This is a genomic window from Micromonospora sp. WMMD1102, assembly GCF_029626265.1.
Lineage (GTDB): Bacteria > Actinomycetota > Actinomycetes > Mycobacteriales > Micromonosporaceae > Plantactinospora.
On record NZ_JARUBN010000001.1, the window covers coordinates 262,366 to 277,587 of the forward strand.

Genomic DNA, 15,222 nt, shown 5'->3' on the forward strand with positions numbered 1-15,222 from the left:
GACCGCCGCGCACCCTGCGGCCACGGGCAGCCCGGTCGTGCTCAGGACGGTGCCGTCCAGCCGGGGTCGCGGCCGGCGAAGCCCAGCGCCCGGTCCAGCGGCGGTGCGTCCGCCGGCACCGGCACCACCGGGCCGAACAGCCCCTCCCGGCCGGCGGCCTGCTCGGGCTTGGCCGACTCGGCGGTGAACGCCAGCACCGCCTCGGTGCTGGCCGGGTCGCAGTGGAACGGCTGCCGGGTCGCCCTGGCCAGGTCCCAGCCGTGCAGCACCAGCTCGTCGAGCGCGACCACGCCCATCACCTCGGCCGGCAACGTCACCCCGCCGGCCGTCGTCTTCCCGGTCCAGGCATCCGGCTGCCGCCACGCCTCGACCAGCTCACCCAGCCGCCGGGGCAGCAACGTCCGCCACTGCGGGTCGAGGTTGTCGGCGCTGGCCGGCGGCGGCGGCGCGGAACTGCCGGGGCCGTCCCCGCCGGACTTCCGGGCGGCCCAGGTGAACGCGAGGGACAGGCCGAGCAGGTGGTCGAGCAGGGCCGCCACCGAGACGTCGGTGCTCGGCGTCCGGTGCGTCAGCTGCTCGTCGGTCACCCCGCCGACCAGCCTGATTCACCTCCTGCGCGGCAGGATCGAGGTCGATCATCTGCGACTCCCTCCAGGCTCCCGGACGCGCCCAACCGACTGCCGGGGCGTCCGGATCGGCAGGCTACCCGGCGGCGCCGACAATCCTCGCCCTCAGCCGATCCGCAGCGCCTCCTCAGCCGATCCGCAGCACCAGGCTACGCAGCCAGACCGACCATCGTGGACTGTCGTGCACCCGTTCCGGGACCAGGTAGCGGTGCTGGTCCACCCGGCGGATCACCTCGTCGCGTACCGGCAGCAGCACGATCTCGACGCTGAACGGGCGTACCGTGCGGCCCAGCGACCGCTCGACCTGGCGTACCGCCTCGTTCGTGGCCGTGTTGCCGGGGCCGACCCGGGCGAACCAGTCGCGCTGCCGGGCGGTGTGCCAGTCCCGCGCCTGCGGCCAGCGTTCCGCGACCACCTGGCGCAGGGCCGGCCACGGCGCCAGGCCGAGCGGGTCCGGGGTGTCGTCGGCGGGTTCCAGGTCGGTGCGCGGGCGCGGTCGCTGCCCCGCCGGATCCACCAGGGAGAGCCACCAGCCGAGCCACTCCGCACCGGGCACGAAGCCGAGCGGCCGGCTCGGGTCCGGAGGCTCGTCGAGGTCCAGCGGGCCGGGTACCAGCCGGTGCGCCGGCACCTCTATCCGCTCGCCCGCCCGGATCCACAACGCACAGTCGACCAGGTGGTCGAACCTGCGGACGCCGATCCGCCAGGAGAGCGGGCCTCGCAGTTCCACGCGCGTCTCCTCCCGTCAGCCCCTACCGACCAGGGTAGTGAGTCGAACGAGGAATCGACGGAGACGGATGGCTGAACAGTCGGTCCAACGCTGGACGTCGCCCGGCCGGGCGCCGCGATGACCGGCCGGGCGACGCCGTTCACTGCCCCGGCTCGTAGCCGAGGTTGGGCCGGAGCCAGCGTTCGACCTCGGCGAGCGGCAGTCCGCGCCGGACCGCGTACTCCTCGACCTGGTCGCGACCGAGTCGGCCGACGGTGAAGTACCGCGACGACGGGTGTGCGAAGAGCAGGCCGCTGACGCTGGCGGCCGGGGTCATCGCGTACGACTCGGTCAGGCCGATGCCGAGCGCCTCGGCGCCGAGCAGCTCGAACAGCTCCCGCTTGAGGCTGTGGTCGGGGCTGGCCGGATAGCCGAGGGCGGGACGGATGCCCCGGAACCGTTCGGCGTGCAGGTCCTCGATCGCCGGGTCGGCGTCCGGCTCGTACCAGTCGCGCCGGGCCCGCAGGTGCAGGTGTTCGGCGAACGCCTCGGCGAGCCGGTCGGCCAGCGCCTTCACCATGATCGCCCGGTAGTCGTCGTGCCCGGCCTCGAAGGAGGCGGCCAGCTCCTCGGCACCGTGGATCGTCACCGCGAAGCCGCCGAGGTGGTCGTCGGCCGGGGCGACGTAGTCGGCGAGGCAGCGGTTCGGCCGCCCGGCCGGTTTGGCGGTCTGCTGGCGCAGCATCGGGAAGCGTGTGCCGGTCCCGCCGGTCAGCACGATGTCGTCGCCGTCGGCGTGTGCCGGCCAGAAGGCGTACGACCCGACGGCCTGGAGCGAGCCGTCCGCGATGATCTGGTCGAGCAGGGTGTTCGCGTCGTCGTAGAGTTCCCGGGCCACCGGCTGGTCGAGGATGGCCGGGAACTTCCCCTTCAGCTCCCAGGCGAGGAAGAGGAACTGCCAGTCGATCATCTCGCGCAGTTCGGTCAGCTCGGGGCGGACCACGCGTACCCCGGTGAAGGCCGGCACCGGCAACTCGGCGAAGTCGACATCCTCCCGGTTGGCCCGGGCCTTTTCGAGGGTGAGCAGCGGGACCCGGTCCCGCCCCTCGTGCTGCTCGCGCAGCCGCTGCTGCTCCGCGCGGTTGCGGACGTCCAAATCGGCGGCGCGCTGCGGGTTCAGCAGGTCGGAGACGACCCCGACCACCCGGGACGCGTCGAGCACGTGCACGGTGCTGCCGTCGTACGCCGGGGCGATCCGCACCGCAGTGTGCTGCCGGGATGTGGTGGCCCCGCCGATCAGCAGCGGCAGGTCCATCCCGCGCCGCCGCATCTCGGTGGCGACCGAGACCATCTCGTCCAGCGACGGGGTGATCAGCCCGGAGAGCCCGATCGCGTCGGCGTCCTCGGCGATCGCGGTGTCCAGGATCTTCGCCGCCGGCACCATCACGCCGAGGTCGACGACGTCGTAGTTGTTGCAGCCGAGCACCACGCCGACGATGTTCTTGCCGATGTCGTGCACGTCGCCCTTCACCGTGGCCAGCACCACCTTGCCCTGGCCGCGGTTGCCGTCGAGCCGCCCCTCGGCGCGGGCCTGCTCCTTCTCCGCCTCCATGTACGGCTCCAGGTAGGCGACCGAGCGCTTCATCACCCGGGCGCTCTTGACCACCTGGGGCAGGAACATCTTGCCGGAACCGAAGAGGTCGCCGACCACCTTCATGCCGTCCATCAGCGGCCCCTCGATCACGTCGAGCGGGCGGTCGGCCTGCTTGCGCGCCTCCTCGGTGTCGGCCTCGATGAAGTCGACGATGCCGTGCACCAGCGCGTAGGAGAGGCGCTCGGCGACCGGCCCCTCCCGCCAGCCGAGGTCGACGGTGCGCCGGGTGCCGGAACCGCTGACCGTACCGGCGAACGCGACAAGCCGGTCGGTGGCGTCGTCCCGCCGGTCGAAGAGCACGTCCTCGACGAGTTCCAGCAGGTCGGCGGGGATGTCCTGGTAGACGGCGAGCTGACCGGCGTTGACGATGCCCATGTCCAGCCCGGCCCGTACGGCGTGGAGCAGGAACGCCGAGTGCATGGCCTCGCGTACCACGTCGTTGCCGCGGAACGAGAACGACAGGTTGGAGATGCCGCCGCTGGTCCGGGCTCCCGGGCAGCGCTCCTTGATCAGCGGGAGCGCGTCGATGAACGCCTTGGCGTACCCGTTGTGCTCGCTGATCCCGGTCGCCACCGCGAGTACGTTCGGGTCGAAGACGATGTCGGTGGGCGCGAACCCGGCCTGCTGGGTGAGCAGGTCGTACGCCCGGCCGCAGATGGAGACCTTCCGTTCGGTGGTCTCCGCCTGGCCGATCTCGTCGAAGGCCATCACCACCACGCCGGCGCCGTAGTCGCGGATCCGCCGCGCCTGCTCCAGGAACGCCTCCTCGCCCTCCTTGAGGCTGATCGAGTTGACGATCCCCTTGCCCTGTACGCACTTGAGCCCGGCCTCCAGCACGCTCCACCGCGAGCTGTCGATCATGATCGGGATGCGGGCCACCTCGGGCTCGGTGGCGATCAGGTTCAGGAAGGTGGTCATCGCCCGCTCGCTGTCGAGCAGGTCGGCGTCCATGTTCACGTCGAGGATGTTGGCGCCGCCGCGTACCTGCTCCAGCGCCACGTCGACGGCGGCCTGGTAGTCGTCGGCCTCGACCAGCCGGCGGAACCGGGCCGAGCCGGTGACGTTGGTCCGCTCGCCGATCATCACGAAGCCGGTGTCGGCGCCGATGGCGAACGGCTCCAGGCCGCTGAACCGGGTGGCGCCGGGCACCGCCGGCACCGGCCGGGGCGGGCGGCCGGCGACCGCCTCGGCGACCCGGGCGATGTGTTCCGGTCCGGTGCCGCAGCAGCCGCCGACGATGTTGACCATCCCTGCCTCGGCGAACTCGCGGAGCAGCCCGCCGGTCTCCTCCGGCTGCTGGTCGTAGCCGCCGAACGCGTTCGGCAGCCCGGCGTTCGGATGGCAGGCGACGAAGGTGTCGGCGAGCCGGGCCAGCTCGGCGACGTGCGGGCGCATCTCGGTGGCGCCGAGCGAGCAGTTCACCCCGACCGCCAGCGGCTCGGCGTGCGCGACCGAACTCCAGAACGCCTCGACGGTCTGCCCGGACAGTGTCCGGCCGCTCAGGTCGACGATGGTCACCGAGATCCACAACGGCAGGTCGGGCGCGACCTCCCGGGCGGCGGCGATCGCGGCCTTCGCGTTCAGCGTGTCGAAGATCGTCTCGATCAGCAGGATGTCGACGCCGCCCTCGGCGAGCGCCCGGATCTGCTCCGCGTACGACTCGCGGACCGTGTCGAAGGAGACCGTCCGGAACGCCGGGTCGTCCACCCGGGGGGAGAGCGACAGGGTCACGTTCAGCGGCCCGACCGAGCCGGCGACGAACTTGCCGCCCGCCTCGTCGGCGGCCTGCCGGGCGAGCTGGGCGCCGCGCAGGTTCATCTCCGGGACCAGCGACTGGAGGCCGTAGTCGGCCTGCGCGATGCTCGTCGCGGTGAAGGTGTTCGTCGAGGTGATGTCCGCGCCGGCCGCCAGGTAGCGCCGGTGTACGTCGAGGATGACGTCCGGCCGGGTCAGGTTGAGCAGGTCCGGGTCGCCGGCCACGTCCTGCGGGTGGTCGGCGAGCAGCTCGCCCCGGTAGTCGGCGGGAGTGAGGCCGGCGCCCTGGAGCATGGTGCCCCAGGCACCGTCCAGCACCACGATCCGCTCGGCGAGCAGCTCCCGCAGCGCCCTGGTGCGCGCCGCCCGCGTCTGGGCACCGGTCGAAGCCGTACCCATGACCACCTCCGTCGTTGAACGGAGGCGCCCTTGCGGAAGATCGAAACTCGGGTCGAGCGTGGCGGGCGGCTTCGCCCGTTGCAGCGCCTCTCGGCCCGAGGATCGAGAGTACCGGAAAGGTCCCGATGGGGCGGAAATCGTCGCGGACTGTGGGATGGGCCATGTCGGCGGCGACCGCTGTCCGGATCGACGATATCGACGACGACATGCGGCATGGGATCGACGGGACGAGACGGTCTCATCTACCCTCAGTGCGCACACGTCCGGTGACGCTGCCCGGCACCGCCGCCGGTCCTCCAGCCCGGGATCGGCCCCCGCCGTTCCCGCGCAACCGTGACCAGCTCTGCGCGTACGGAGGGATCAAGGTCTTGACGAGTGAGAAGGCTCCGCCGGGCGTCGACATCACCCGGCCCAGCATCGCCCGGGTCTACGACTACTACCTGGGCGGCAAGGACAACTTCGCGGTCGACCGGCGGGCGGCCGAGATGGCGCTGAAAGTCACGCCGGACGGTGCGGAGGTGGGCCGGGCCTGCCGGGCCTTCCTACGCCGGTCGGTCCGGTACCTGGCTGCGGAAGCCGGCATCCGGCAGTTCCTCGACCTCGGCTCCGGGCTGCCGACCCAGGGCAACGTGCACGAGATCGCCCACAAGGTGGACCCGGCCGCCCGGGTGGTCTACGTCGACAACGACCCGATGGCGCTCGCGCACGGGCGGGCCCTGCTCGCGGACGCCCAGACCACGACGGTCGCCGAGGGTGACCTCCGGGAGCCGGAAAAGATCCTCGAACATCCCGAGGTCAGGCGGATGATCGATTTCGACCGGCCGGTCGGGCTGCTGCTCCTGGCGGTCCTGCACCATCTGCACGACGACGACGACCCCGGCGCGATCGCCCGCCGGCTCACCGCCGCCCTGCCGTCCGGCAGCTACCTGGCGATCTCGCACTTCCACAACCCGGGCGACGCCAACCCCGAGGTCTCCCGACGGGCCCTCGGGGTGGAGAAGGTCTTCAACGAGACTCTCGGCACCGGCCGGTGGCGTACCCATCAGGAGATCTCGGCCTACTTCGGCGACCTGGAGCTGCTACCGCCCGGTCTGGTCCCACTGGCCGACTGGCGTCCGGACGGCGACGAGGAATACCAGCATCCCGACACCTACCACACCATCGTCGGCGGGGTGGCCCGGAAGCCCTGACGGATTCGGCGCCCACCCGCTTGACCTCAAGCTCGGTTCAACCACCAGGATCGTCCTGAACCGACGAGGAGGTCACATTGTCGATCGATCCCGAGCCCCGACCGGTCGACGCCGGGGCCCACCTCCGGATAGCCCGGCCCAGCCGCGACCCTGCCGCCGTCGAACGCTTCTACGTCGCCGGGCTCGGCCTGGCGGTGCTCTACCGGGCCAAGGGTGCCGGTCCCGGTGAGCACGACCTGCTGATGCTGGGCTGGCCGGAGGCGAGCTGGCACCTGGAGATCGTCAGCGGGCCGGATCTCGCGGTACGACCCGGGCCGACCGAGGAGGAGCTGCTGGTGCTCTACCTGGCCGGGCCGGTCGACGACGCCCTGGTCGCCCGCCTCGAAGCGGCCGGCGGCCAGCGGGTCTCCCAGGGGCCGTACTGGGACCGTTGGGGTGTGACGTTCGAAGACCCGGACGGTTACCGGCTCGTACTCTGCACCCGGGCCTGGTCCAACGCGGGCTGATCGACCGCCAGCGGCCGGGGCCGAGGTTTCGTCGTTTCAGGCCCGCTGGCACCTCGCCGTGTGGCACTCGACCGCCTCGGCCAGTTCGGACAGTGCGGTGAACCGCTCGACCAACAGCACCTCGCGGCATTCGCCGCACTCGACAGGCCCGTCGGTCCGCAGGGGCCATCGCCACGCATCGATGTTGACCGGTACGCGCATCGGCAGCTCCTCCCGGCCGATCACCGTCGTATATACCGGACCTGACGCCCTGGCCGCCGAGTACGGGTCAGCGCGCCGCACCGTCGCCCGCGCCGTGGATGCGCTCACGGCAAGCGGCATCGTGGTGGGCGTACCAGGGTCGGGAACATACGTCGCGGAGACGTGAGGCTAGCTGCCCGCTAGACCGGAGACGTCGGGTCCGGCGCACGAATTCGGCGACGTCAGCCGCGAGCTGAGTCCACCGCGCGTCGGCTGCTTCAGAGGTGCTGCCGGAGGAAGTCGAGTTCCAGCGCGAGCAGCCGCTCGGCGGTGCCACCGGCGGCCATGTGGGTGGCACCGGTGAGCGGGATCACCGAGTGCGGGCGGCCGGTGGCCAGCAGCGCGGCGGAGAGCCGCAGGGTGTGCGCGGCCACCACGTTGTCGTCGGCCAGCCCGTGCACCAGCAGGATCGGCCGGAGTTCGTCCGGGTCGCGTACCGGCTCGGCGGCGAGTTCCAGCAGCGAGTGGTGGGCGTACACGTCCGGGCTGTCGGCCGGCATCCCGAGGTAGCGCTCGGTGTAGGCGGTGTCGTAGAGCGTCCAGTCGGTGACCGGGGCGCCGGCGATGGCACACCGGAACAGGTCCGGCCGGCGCAGCACGGCGAGCCCGGCCAGCCAGCCGCCGAACGACCAGCCCCGGATCGCCACCCGGCCCAGGTCGAGGTCGGGGTGCTTGCCGGCCAGCGCGGTCAGTGCGTCCGCCTGGTCGGCCAGGATCACGTCGGCCAGCCGCCGGTGCACCACCTTCTCGAACGAGGGCGCCACCCCGGGGGTACCCCGGTTGTCGATGGTGACCACCGCGTAGCCGGCGTCGGCCCACCACTGCCGCTCCAGCCAGACCGAGCGGGCGGCCACCACCTCCTGGTGGCCGGGGCCGCCGTAGACGTCGAGCAGCACCGGCAGCCGGCGGCCGGCGACGTGGTTGCCGGGATAGACCACCGCGGCCGGCAACCGGCGGTCGGTGACCCGTTCCAGCGCGGGACGGGGCGCGTACGGCGGGGTCGCGGCGAGCGAGCGCAGCGTGCCCACCTCCTGATCGCCCTGCCAGACCGTCCAGCTGCTGCCGGCGCTGTCCAGCGAGCGGGACTGCACGACGATCACGTCACCGCCGACCGTCGCGCTGTGCCAGCCCGGGTCGCCGGTCAGCCGCCGGGCGTCGACCCCGCCCGCCCCGATCGCGGTACGCACCCGGAACAGGTGCTGCTGGCTCGGCTCGCCGTCGCTCCCCTCGACCAGCAGGTCCGGGCTGCCGTTGCGGTTCGGCAGCCAGCCGACCACCCGCCGCACGTAGAGCGACGGCGGGGTGAGCAGGGTGCCGTCGGCGAAGAGGCAGCGGGCGTCGTACCCGTCGTGTGCGAGTTCGCCGCCGACGAGTACCCGGCCGTCGGGCAGGTGCCGGGGGGTGCCGGCGACCGGTTCGACCCAGCGCGGGTCGGCGAGTTCGGCGTGCACCTGGGTCTCGCCAGTACGCGGGTCCACCGCCAGCACCAGCCCGTGCTGCTGCAACCGGCGCAGTACGGTGATCAGCGGCCCGGTCTCGACCCACTCCACGGAGACCAGGTAGGGATAGGTCTCCCGGTCCCAGTGCACGTCGACCCAGCCGCCGTCGAGGTCGAGCAGGTGCAGGCTCACCTCGGCGTTCGGCCCGCCGGAGCGCGGGTACGCCACCGCGCGCGGCGGGCTGGCCGGATCGCCGGGATCGTGCAGGTGCCAGCGGGGCAGCCGGGACTCGTCGACCCGGGCGGCCAGGATCGAGCGCCCGTCCGGCGCCCACCAGTACCCCCGGAACCGGTCGAACTCCTCGGCCGCGACGAACTCGGCGAGTCCCCAGGTGACCCCGGCGTCCTCGCCGGCCAGCAGGGTGTCGGTGCCGTCCGGGTCGACCACCCGCAGCTGCCCGACCGGGCCGCCGCTGCCGGCGGTGTCGGTGACGTAGGCCAGCCGCTGCCCGGTCGGGTCCGGTCGGGGGTCCACCACCGGGCCGGCGACGGCGACCTCGACCACGTCCCCGTGCAGCAGGTCGGCCCGGAACAGCCGGCCGTCGAGGGCGAAGACCGCCACCCGGGCGGCCGGGTCGGTGGCGTAGGAGGCGATGCCGGAGGCACTCAGCCGGAGCCGTTCGCGCAGCGCCCGCTCGGTCGAGTGTGCTGTGCCGGCGGCCGGGTCGGCGGTGCCGGCGGCCGGGGCGAGGTCGACGGCCGGCCCGGCCGGGCCGGCCCGGGTGCCGGTGGTTCCGGTCGACCGGGCACCGGTACGACCGTTCGGCCGGGCGCCCGCGGCGGCCCCGGCCAGCTCGGCGTCGTCGGTTCCCGGCCCGGTCGGGTCGGTGTCGGCGCCGGGGTCGGCGAGCAGGTCGGCGGGGTCGGCGACCAGCCGTTCGGTGCCGTCGGCGACGTCGAACATCCAGAGTGCGTCGACCGGGTCGGTGGGGCCGCCGGAGCGGAGGAAGACCACCCGGGAGCCGTCGCTCGCCACCGTCACGGCCCGGGGCGCGCCGCGGCTGAAACGGCGGGTGCGGGCGGCCAACTCGGGGTAGTCCACCCCGTGATCGTAGAGCCGGGCGGTCGGTGATGTGGCCGAGCCGGCCATCGCCGCCCGGTCGGGTGCCGGTAGCCGGTTGATCACTCCGCGAAGACGGCACCAACTCCCTGAGTAGGGCGAACCGGACCGGCGGCGTAGAGTTGCCCGGGTGACGAACCCTGAGGTGGCCGTCCCGACCGTGCAGCCCGAGCCGCCCGGCTCCGCGCCGTCCCGGCCCGCCCGGCGGCTGCTGCTGGTGCACGCGCATCCCGACGACGAGGCGATCGGCACCGGCGCCACGATGGCGTACTACGCGGCGGCCGGCGCCGGGGTCACCCTGGTCACCTGCACCCTCGGCGAGGAGGGCGAGATCCACGTACCGGCGCTGCGCGGGTTGGCCGCCGCCAAGGCCGACCAGCTCGGCGGGTATCGGATCACCGAGCTGGCTGCCGCGTGCGCCGCGCTCGGCGTGTCCGACCACCGGTTCCTCGGCGGTGCCGGCCGATACCGCGACTCGGGGATGATGGGGCTGCCCACGAACGACCACCCGAGGGCGTTCTGGCGGGCCGACCTGGACGAGGCGGCCGGTCACCTGGTCGAGATCATGCGGGAGGTACGCCCGCAGGTGCTGGTCACCTACGACCCGAACGGCTTCTACGGGCACCCCGACCACATCCAGGCGCACCGGGTGGCGATGCGGGCGGCCGAACTCGCCGCCGCCGAGGGCTTCGGGCCGGACAAGATCTACTGGACGGCGATGCCGAGGAGCGTGCTGGAGGCCGGCCTGGCCGCCTTCGCCGAGGCCGGTGACAACCCGTTCGCCGGCACCGAGCAGGCCGACGACCTTCCGTTCGGCACCCTGGACGAGCAGATCGCGGCCCGGATCGACGGCACCGACCAGCACGCCGCCAAGGAGGCGGCGATGCGGGCGCACGGCACGCAGATCCCGGACGACTCGTGGCTCTACTCGATCGCCAGCAACTTCGGCGGCGAGTTCATGGGCGTCGAGTACTACACCCTGGCGGTCGGTAACCGGGGTCCGGGTGCCGGCCCGTACGACTGGGAGGACGACCTCTTCGCCGGGCTGCCCGACGCGAGCGCCGACGCCGCCCCGAGCGCCGACCCGAGCACCGACGCCGACCCCGATCCGAGCACCGGCGCCGGCCGGCCCGACCCGGTGGCCGTGGTCCCGACGCCCCCGACCGGTACGCCGGCGGAGGCGGGCGCGCGGTGAGCCTGCCGAGCGCGCCCGTGTCGACCCCCGAGGAGTTGCGACCCGATCCGCCGCCGCCCGCCGGACCCTCGGCGGCGTACCGGGCGGTCGACCTGGTGCTGCGGGTGGTCGGTGGCGCGGTCGCGGTGGCAGCGGCGGCGGTCACCGCCGTACTGGAGCTGATCCTGTCGACCTGGCGGGTCGGCGGCCTGCTGATCGGGGTGTCGGTGCTGGTCACCGTGCTGGCCAACGTGGCGCTGGGCTGGTTCGCGCCCCGGGCGGTGGGCCGGCGCTGGGCGCTCGCGTTGCCCGCCGTGGTCTGGTTCGCCCTGATGGTGCTCGCGGCCGGCGGCACCGCCGAGGGCGACGTGCTGATCGCCGCCGACAACTGGGTCGGGCTGGTGATGATCTTCGCTGGTTCGGTGACCTTCGCGGTGATGGGCTTCCGGATGATGATGATCCCGCGCACCCCGGCGCCCCCGCCGCTCCAGCCCTGATCCGCCCGCGTACCCCGGCGCCCCGCCGCTCCAGCCCTGATCCGCCCGCGTACCCCGGCGCCCCGCCGCTCCAGCCCTGATCGGCCCGCGTCCCCCGGTTCCTCGCTCGTGCGCACCATGGATCCGCTCGGACACGGGTGGTAGAACTCTGTGGCAGGACGCCCCCGGACGGGTGGGGGCCACGAGGCCAAGAGGACGTGCGAAAGCGATGAGGGAGCGTTGGCTGTCGGTCGGAGTACTCGCGGGCGTGCTGTTCGGGATCAACGTGGCGGCACGCCTGGTGGCCCGGTTCGCCTTCGGTGACGACGCGGAGGTGCAGGACCGGATCTCGCTGGGCATGTTCGCCGCGATCGGGCTGGTCCTGGCGACCCTCGCCTTCCTCCGGGGCCAGCGCCGTCCGCTGCCGGACTGGGGCGGGGAGATGGCGCTGGCCGTACTCGTCGCGATGTTGCTCACCGTCTTCGTCGGCCCGTTCGTCAGCGGCAGCCAGCCGTTCGCCTCCGGGGCCGGGGCGTTCTTCTCGCAGATCTGGCTCTACGCCGGCTGCGCCCTCGGCGGCGTACTCGTCGGATATCTGCTGCTCACCGCGTTCGGCCTGGACTACCGCTCGCGCTCGCTCAAGCGGTACGCGGAGGCCAAGCAGTCCAAGCCCCGCCGCGTCGTGCGCCGCTGACGCCCCCTACCCGACTGACGCCCGGCCTTCGGGTGCGGGTCAGTTCGGGGCGACCCGGGTCTGGTAGGTATGGTGGGTGGTGAAGCCGAGCCGCCGGTAGAGCGCCACGGCCGCCTCGTTGCGCTCCTCGACCTGGAGGAACGCCCGGGTCGCGCCGAGTTCGGCCGCCCACTGCGCCAGCGCCCGGACCAGGTGCTGGGCCAGCCCCTGGCGGCGGGCCGACGGGACCACCTCGATCAGGCTCAGCCCCAGCCAGCGGCCCCGCCCGGTGACCGTGCCCCGGGCCGTCGTTACCAGCTCCGGCCGGTCGTCGGGGTGGCCGACCGGCGGCGCGTACGCGTGCGCGAAGCGGAGCTGTGGCACGGCGGTGAGGATGTGCCGGGCGGCGGCCGGCAACCCGGCCGGACCCTCGCCGGGGCCGCCCGGGCCGGCGGGAGCACCCTCGGGACCCGCCGGCCGCCCGCCCGCCGGTGCGCCGGGCCGGGCGTACTGCCGGCCCTGTTTCGCCTTGCGCTGGGCGGCCAGGGCCAGCCACTCCGGTGTGGGTGTGCCGGCCAGCTCCGGGACCGGCAGGTCGGGCCGGTCGGGCACGGCGTCCAGGATCGCCGCCAGCGGTGCCGTCTGCACGAGTACCAGCGGGCGGGTCGACCAGCCGCGCTGGTCCAGGGCCGCCCCGACGGGCGCGGCCAGCGGCAGCGGGACGTTCATCATCGCCGGCCGGCCGTGCTCGGCGTACCATCGGGTGACGGCGTCGATCGCCTCCTCCAGCGGCCGGTCCGGGTCACCCACCGGCAGCGCGGTGTTCGCCCGCCCGGACCAGCCCTCGGCGGTACGCAGCAGCCAGTCGCCGAGCCGTTCGCGTACCGGGGCGGGCCAGGCCTCGTCCGAGGCGAGTTCGAGTTCGACCACCGCCGCCGCGTTCGGGCGCCGGGCCGGCGGCACCCGCTTGGCCCGGTGCACCTCGCGCAGCGGCACCCGCAGTTGCCCGCTGGCGGTGGCGATCGTGAGATGGGTCTCGGTCAGGTCGACCAGCTCGCCGAGAGCGTCGCTGAACAGGGTACGTCCGCTCTGATTTCCGACAATCCGGCGGACGACGATGCGATGTCCCACATCCCGGCGTCCTAGCACGATCGACCCCCTCCCCGGCGACATACTAGGCTCTTACCGTCGCGGTCGATCGCGGCGTGGCTTGCGGAGGAGAAGATCGGTGACCTACATCATCGCCGAGCCGTGCGTGGATGTGCTCGACAAAGCGTGCATCGAGGAGTGCCCGGTCGACTGCATCTACGAAGGCAACCGGATGCTCTACATCCACCCCGACGAGTGTGTCGACTGCGGGGCGTGCGAGCCGGTCTGCCCGGTGGAAGCGATCTTCTACGAGGACGACGTGCCGGAGCAGTGGAAGGACTACACCACCGCCAACTACGAGTTCTTCGAGGATCTCGGTTCGCCGGGCGGCGCCTCCAAGATCGGCAAGGTGGAGAAGGACACCTCGTTCATCGCGGCGCAGCCGCCCCGGGGTGAGCACTGAGCGGCACCGGACCGGTTGCCGGCCGGACACCCGGCGGGTCTCCGTCGGGCCGCACCGGCAACCTGCCCGACTTCCCCTGGGACCTGCTGGAGCCGGCCAAGGCGCTGGCCGGGCGGCACCCGGACGGGATCGTCGACCTCTCCGTCGGCACCCCGGTCGACCCGGTGCCCGCGTCGATCCGGTCCGCCTTGGCGGAAGCCTCGGACACGCCCGGCTATCCGCTGACGGCCGGCTCGCCGGCACTGCGCGCCGCCCTCACCGACTGGGTGGCCCGGAACTGCGCGGCGGATCCGGCGAACGTCGGGGTGCTGCCGACCATCGGCTCCAAGGAGCTGGTCGGCTGGCTGCCGACCCTGCTCGGGCTCGGTCCCGGGGACGTGGTGGTGATCCCGAAGGTCTGCTACCCGACGTACGAGGTCGGGGCGCGGCTGGCCGGGGCGGAGGTGGTCCGGGCCGACGCCCTGACCGCGCTCGGCCCCGACCCCCGGGTCCGGCTGGTCTGGGTCAACTCGCCGTCCAACCCGACCGGCCGGGTGCTGCCCCCGGAACACCTGCGCAAGATGGTGGACTGGGCCCGCGAACGCGACGTCGTGCTGGCCAGCGACGAATGCTACCTCTCGCTGGGCTGGGAGGAGACGCCGACCTCGATCCTCGACCCGGCGGTCTCCGGCGGCGACTGTGCCAACCTGCTGGCCGTGCACTCGCTCTCCAAGCGCTCCAACCTGGCCGGCTACCGGGCCGGCTTCGTCGCCGGTGACCGTGGCATCGTGCAGACCCTGCTGGCGGTACGCAAGCACGCCGGGATGATCGTGCCGGCCCCGGTGCAGGCGGCGATGGTCGCCGCGCTCGGTGACGAGGCGCACGTGGCCGAGCAGCGCGCCCGGTATTCCGCCCGCCGCGAGGTGCTGCGGGACGCGCTGGTCAAGGCCGGTTTCGAGATCGACCACTCCGCGGCCGGGCTCTATCTCTGGGCGAGCCGGGACGAGGACTGCTGGGCCACTGTGGACTGGTTCGCCCGCCGGGGTGTGCTGGTGGCGCCCGGCGCCTTCTACGGCCCGACCGGCGACCGGCACGTCCGGGTCGCGCTCACCGCGACCGACGAGCGGGTGGCCGCCGCCGCCGACCGGCTGCTCGGCTAACGCACGCGGGCAGACCGGTTGTGTCACCGCACGCGCAGCCCGGCGACGATGACGTCCAGGAAGCGCCGCCAGTCCGCGCCGGTGACGATCAGGGCGTGCACCATCGTGGCGATGGCCGGCAGGTCGTCGACGGTGACGTCGCGGCGTAGTGTGCCGTCGGCCTGAGCCCGGCGGATCAGCCGGCCCACCGCCCGGGTGATGTCGGTCCGGACGGTGTCGAACGGGGACACGTCGAAGACCTCGCCGCCGATCAGTTCCAGCAGGCCGCGGTTCTCCGCCGCCCGGCCGAGCGCCGCTTCGAGGAACGCGGCCAGGGCCGGGAACGGATCCGGTGCTTCGGCCGCCGTCTCCGCCATCGCGCGGATTTCGGCCAGTTCGGCGGCGTACACCTCGACCGCCAGCGACTCCTTGTCCGGGAACCGCCGGTAGACGGTGCCGACGCCGACCCCGGCGTGGTGGGCCACGTCGTTGAGCGTGGCCGACAGCCCGGCGGCGGCGAAGACCTCCCGCGCGGCCTGGACCGTCCGGCGACGGTTCTGCTCGGCGTCCCGGCGCAGACCCGAACCGGGGG

The 15,222-nt window shown here is 73.2% G+C and carries 13 protein-coding genes, 2 pseudogenes and 1 riboswitch; of the genes and pseudogenes, 7 read left to right on the forward strand and 8 right to left on the reverse strand.

Translation table 11 applies throughout. The features are described 5' to 3' along the window. Positions 1 to 41: 41 nt before the first annotated feature. The 3 genes from O7626_RS01415 to metH all read right to left on the reverse strand — a co-directional run bounded on the left by O7626_RS01415 (position 42) and on the right by metH (position 5,143). Positions 42 to 605 (reverse strand): TIGR03086 family metal-binding protein, encoded by a 564-nt coding sequence (locus O7626_RS01415; RefSeq protein WP_347404846.1) that lies wholly within the window; start codon positions 603 to 605, stop codon positions 42 to 44. Between the two features lie 148 nt (positions 606 to 753). Further along, complete coding sequence (locus O7626_RS01420) at positions 754 to 1,356, reverse strand: hypothetical protein (protein ID WP_278058474.1); 603 nt, start codon at positions 1,354 to 1,356, stop codon at positions 754 to 756. A 139-nt stretch (positions 1,357 to 1,495) separates the two neighbouring features. Beyond that, complete coding sequence (gene metH, locus O7626_RS01425) at positions 1,496 to 5,143, reverse strand: methionine synthase (RefSeq protein ID WP_278058476.1); 3,648 nt, start codon at positions 5,141 to 5,143, stop codon at positions 1,496 to 1,498. Positions 5,144 to 5,158: 15 nt separating this feature from the next. Beyond that, positions 5,159 to 5,241: riboswitch (S-adenosyl-L-homocysteine riboswitch) on the reverse strand. A gap of 270 nt (positions 5,242 to 5,511) precedes the next feature. Between metH and O7626_RS01430 the strand changes: the two genes are divergently transcribed. Next, positions 5,512 to 6,333 carry an SAM-dependent methyltransferase gene (locus O7626_RS01430; RefSeq protein WP_278058478.1) on the forward strand — a complete coding sequence of 274 codons (822 nt, stop codon included), beginning with the start codon at positions 5,512 to 5,514 and terminating at the stop codon, positions 6,331 to 6,333. Positions 6,334 to 6,410: 77 nt separating this feature from the next. Beyond that, complete coding sequence (locus O7626_RS01435; RefSeq protein WP_278058480.1) at positions 6,411 to 6,839, forward strand: VOC family protein; 429 nt, start codon at positions 6,411 to 6,413, stop codon at positions 6,837 to 6,839. A gap of 36 nt (positions 6,840 to 6,875) precedes the next feature. Here O7626_RS01435 and O7626_RS01440 read toward each other — a convergent pair whose 3' ends face one another. From O7626_RS01440 to O7626_RS41415, 3 genes and pseudogenes are all read right to left on the reverse strand, one after another. Further along, complete coding sequence (locus O7626_RS01440) at positions 6,876 to 7,148, reverse strand: hypothetical protein (protein WP_278066524.1); 273 nt, start codon at positions 7,146 to 7,148, stop codon at positions 6,876 to 6,878. 149 nt (positions 7,149 to 7,297) lie between these two features. Next, positions 7,298 to 9,214 (reverse strand): annotated as a pseudogene (locus tag O7626_RS01450) (prolyl oligopeptidase family serine peptidase); the annotation flags it as partial. 204 nt (positions 9,215 to 9,418) lie between these two features. Then, positions 9,419 to 9,619: pseudogene (locus tag O7626_RS41415) on the reverse strand (hypothetical protein); the annotation flags it as partial. Between the two features lie 178 nt (positions 9,620 to 9,797). Between O7626_RS41415 and mshB the strand changes: the two are divergent. The 3 genes from mshB (at position 9,798) to O7626_RS01465 (ending at position 11,981) form a co-directional block, all read left to right on the forward strand. After that, positions 9,798 to 10,832: an N-acetyl-1-D-myo-inositol-2-amino-2-deoxy-alpha-D-glucopyranoside deacetylase gene (gene mshB / locus O7626_RS01455; protein WP_278066017.1), complete on the forward strand. Its 1,035-nt coding sequence runs from the start codon at positions 9,798 to 9,800 to the stop codon at positions 10,830 to 10,832. Then, positions 10,829 to 11,308 carry a hypothetical protein gene (locus O7626_RS01460; RefSeq protein WP_278058484.1) on the forward strand — a complete coding sequence of 160 codons (480 nt, stop codon included), beginning with the start codon at positions 10,829 to 10,831 and terminating at the stop codon, positions 11,306 to 11,308. The genes mshB and O7626_RS01460 overlap by 4 nt, the downstream gene beginning before the upstream one ends. Positions 11,309 to 11,516: 208 nt before the next feature. After that, on the forward strand, positions 11,517 to 11,981 hold the full coding sequence (locus tag O7626_RS01465; protein WP_278058486.1) for a hypothetical protein: 465 nt from the start codon (positions 11,517 to 11,519) through the stop codon (positions 11,979 to 11,981). Between the two features lie 39 nt (positions 11,982 to 12,020). On the opposite strand, the gene O7626_RS01470 is transcribed toward O7626_RS01465, so the two are convergent. Next, a complete protein-coding gene (locus O7626_RS01470; protein WP_278058488.1) occupies positions 12,021 to 13,109 on the reverse strand; it encodes a GNAT family N-acetyltransferase in 1,089 nt (362 codons plus the stop codon). A gap of 79 nt (positions 13,110 to 13,188) precedes the next feature. On the opposite strand from O7626_RS01470, the gene fdxA reads away from it, so the two are divergent. Together fdxA and dapC are read left to right on the forward strand one after the other, a co-directional pair. Beyond that, positions 13,189 to 13,512, forward strand: coding sequence for a ferredoxin (fdxA, locus tag O7626_RS01475; RefSeq protein ID WP_278058490.1), 324 nt, complete (start codon positions 13,189 to 13,191; stop codon positions 13,510 to 13,512). A gap of 62 nt (positions 13,513 to 13,574) precedes the next feature. Further along, a complete protein-coding gene (gene dapC, locus O7626_RS01480; protein WP_278066018.1) occupies positions 13,575 to 14,651 on the forward strand; it encodes a succinyldiaminopimelate transaminase in 1,077 nt (358 codons plus the stop codon). A 23-nt stretch (positions 14,652 to 14,674) separates the two neighbouring features. Here dapC and O7626_RS01485 read toward each other — a convergent pair whose 3' ends face one another. After that, positions 14,675 to 15,208, reverse strand: coding sequence for a TetR/AcrR family transcriptional regulator (locus tag O7626_RS01485; protein WP_278066019.1), 534 nt, complete (start codon positions 15,206 to 15,208; stop codon positions 14,675 to 14,677). Between the last annotated feature and the right edge of the window lie 14 nt (positions 15,209 to 15,222).

Bases quoted from the DNA above. Each gene is read 5' to 3' on its own strand.
- O7626_RS01465 (WP_278058486.1), top strand. From the start codon at position 11,517: ATGAGGGAGCGTTGGCTGTCGGTCGGAGTACTCGCGGGCGTGCTGTTC.
- metH (WP_278058476.1), bottom strand. From the start codon at position 5,143: ATGGGTACGGCTTCGACCGGTGCCCAGACGCGGGCGGCGCGCACCAGG.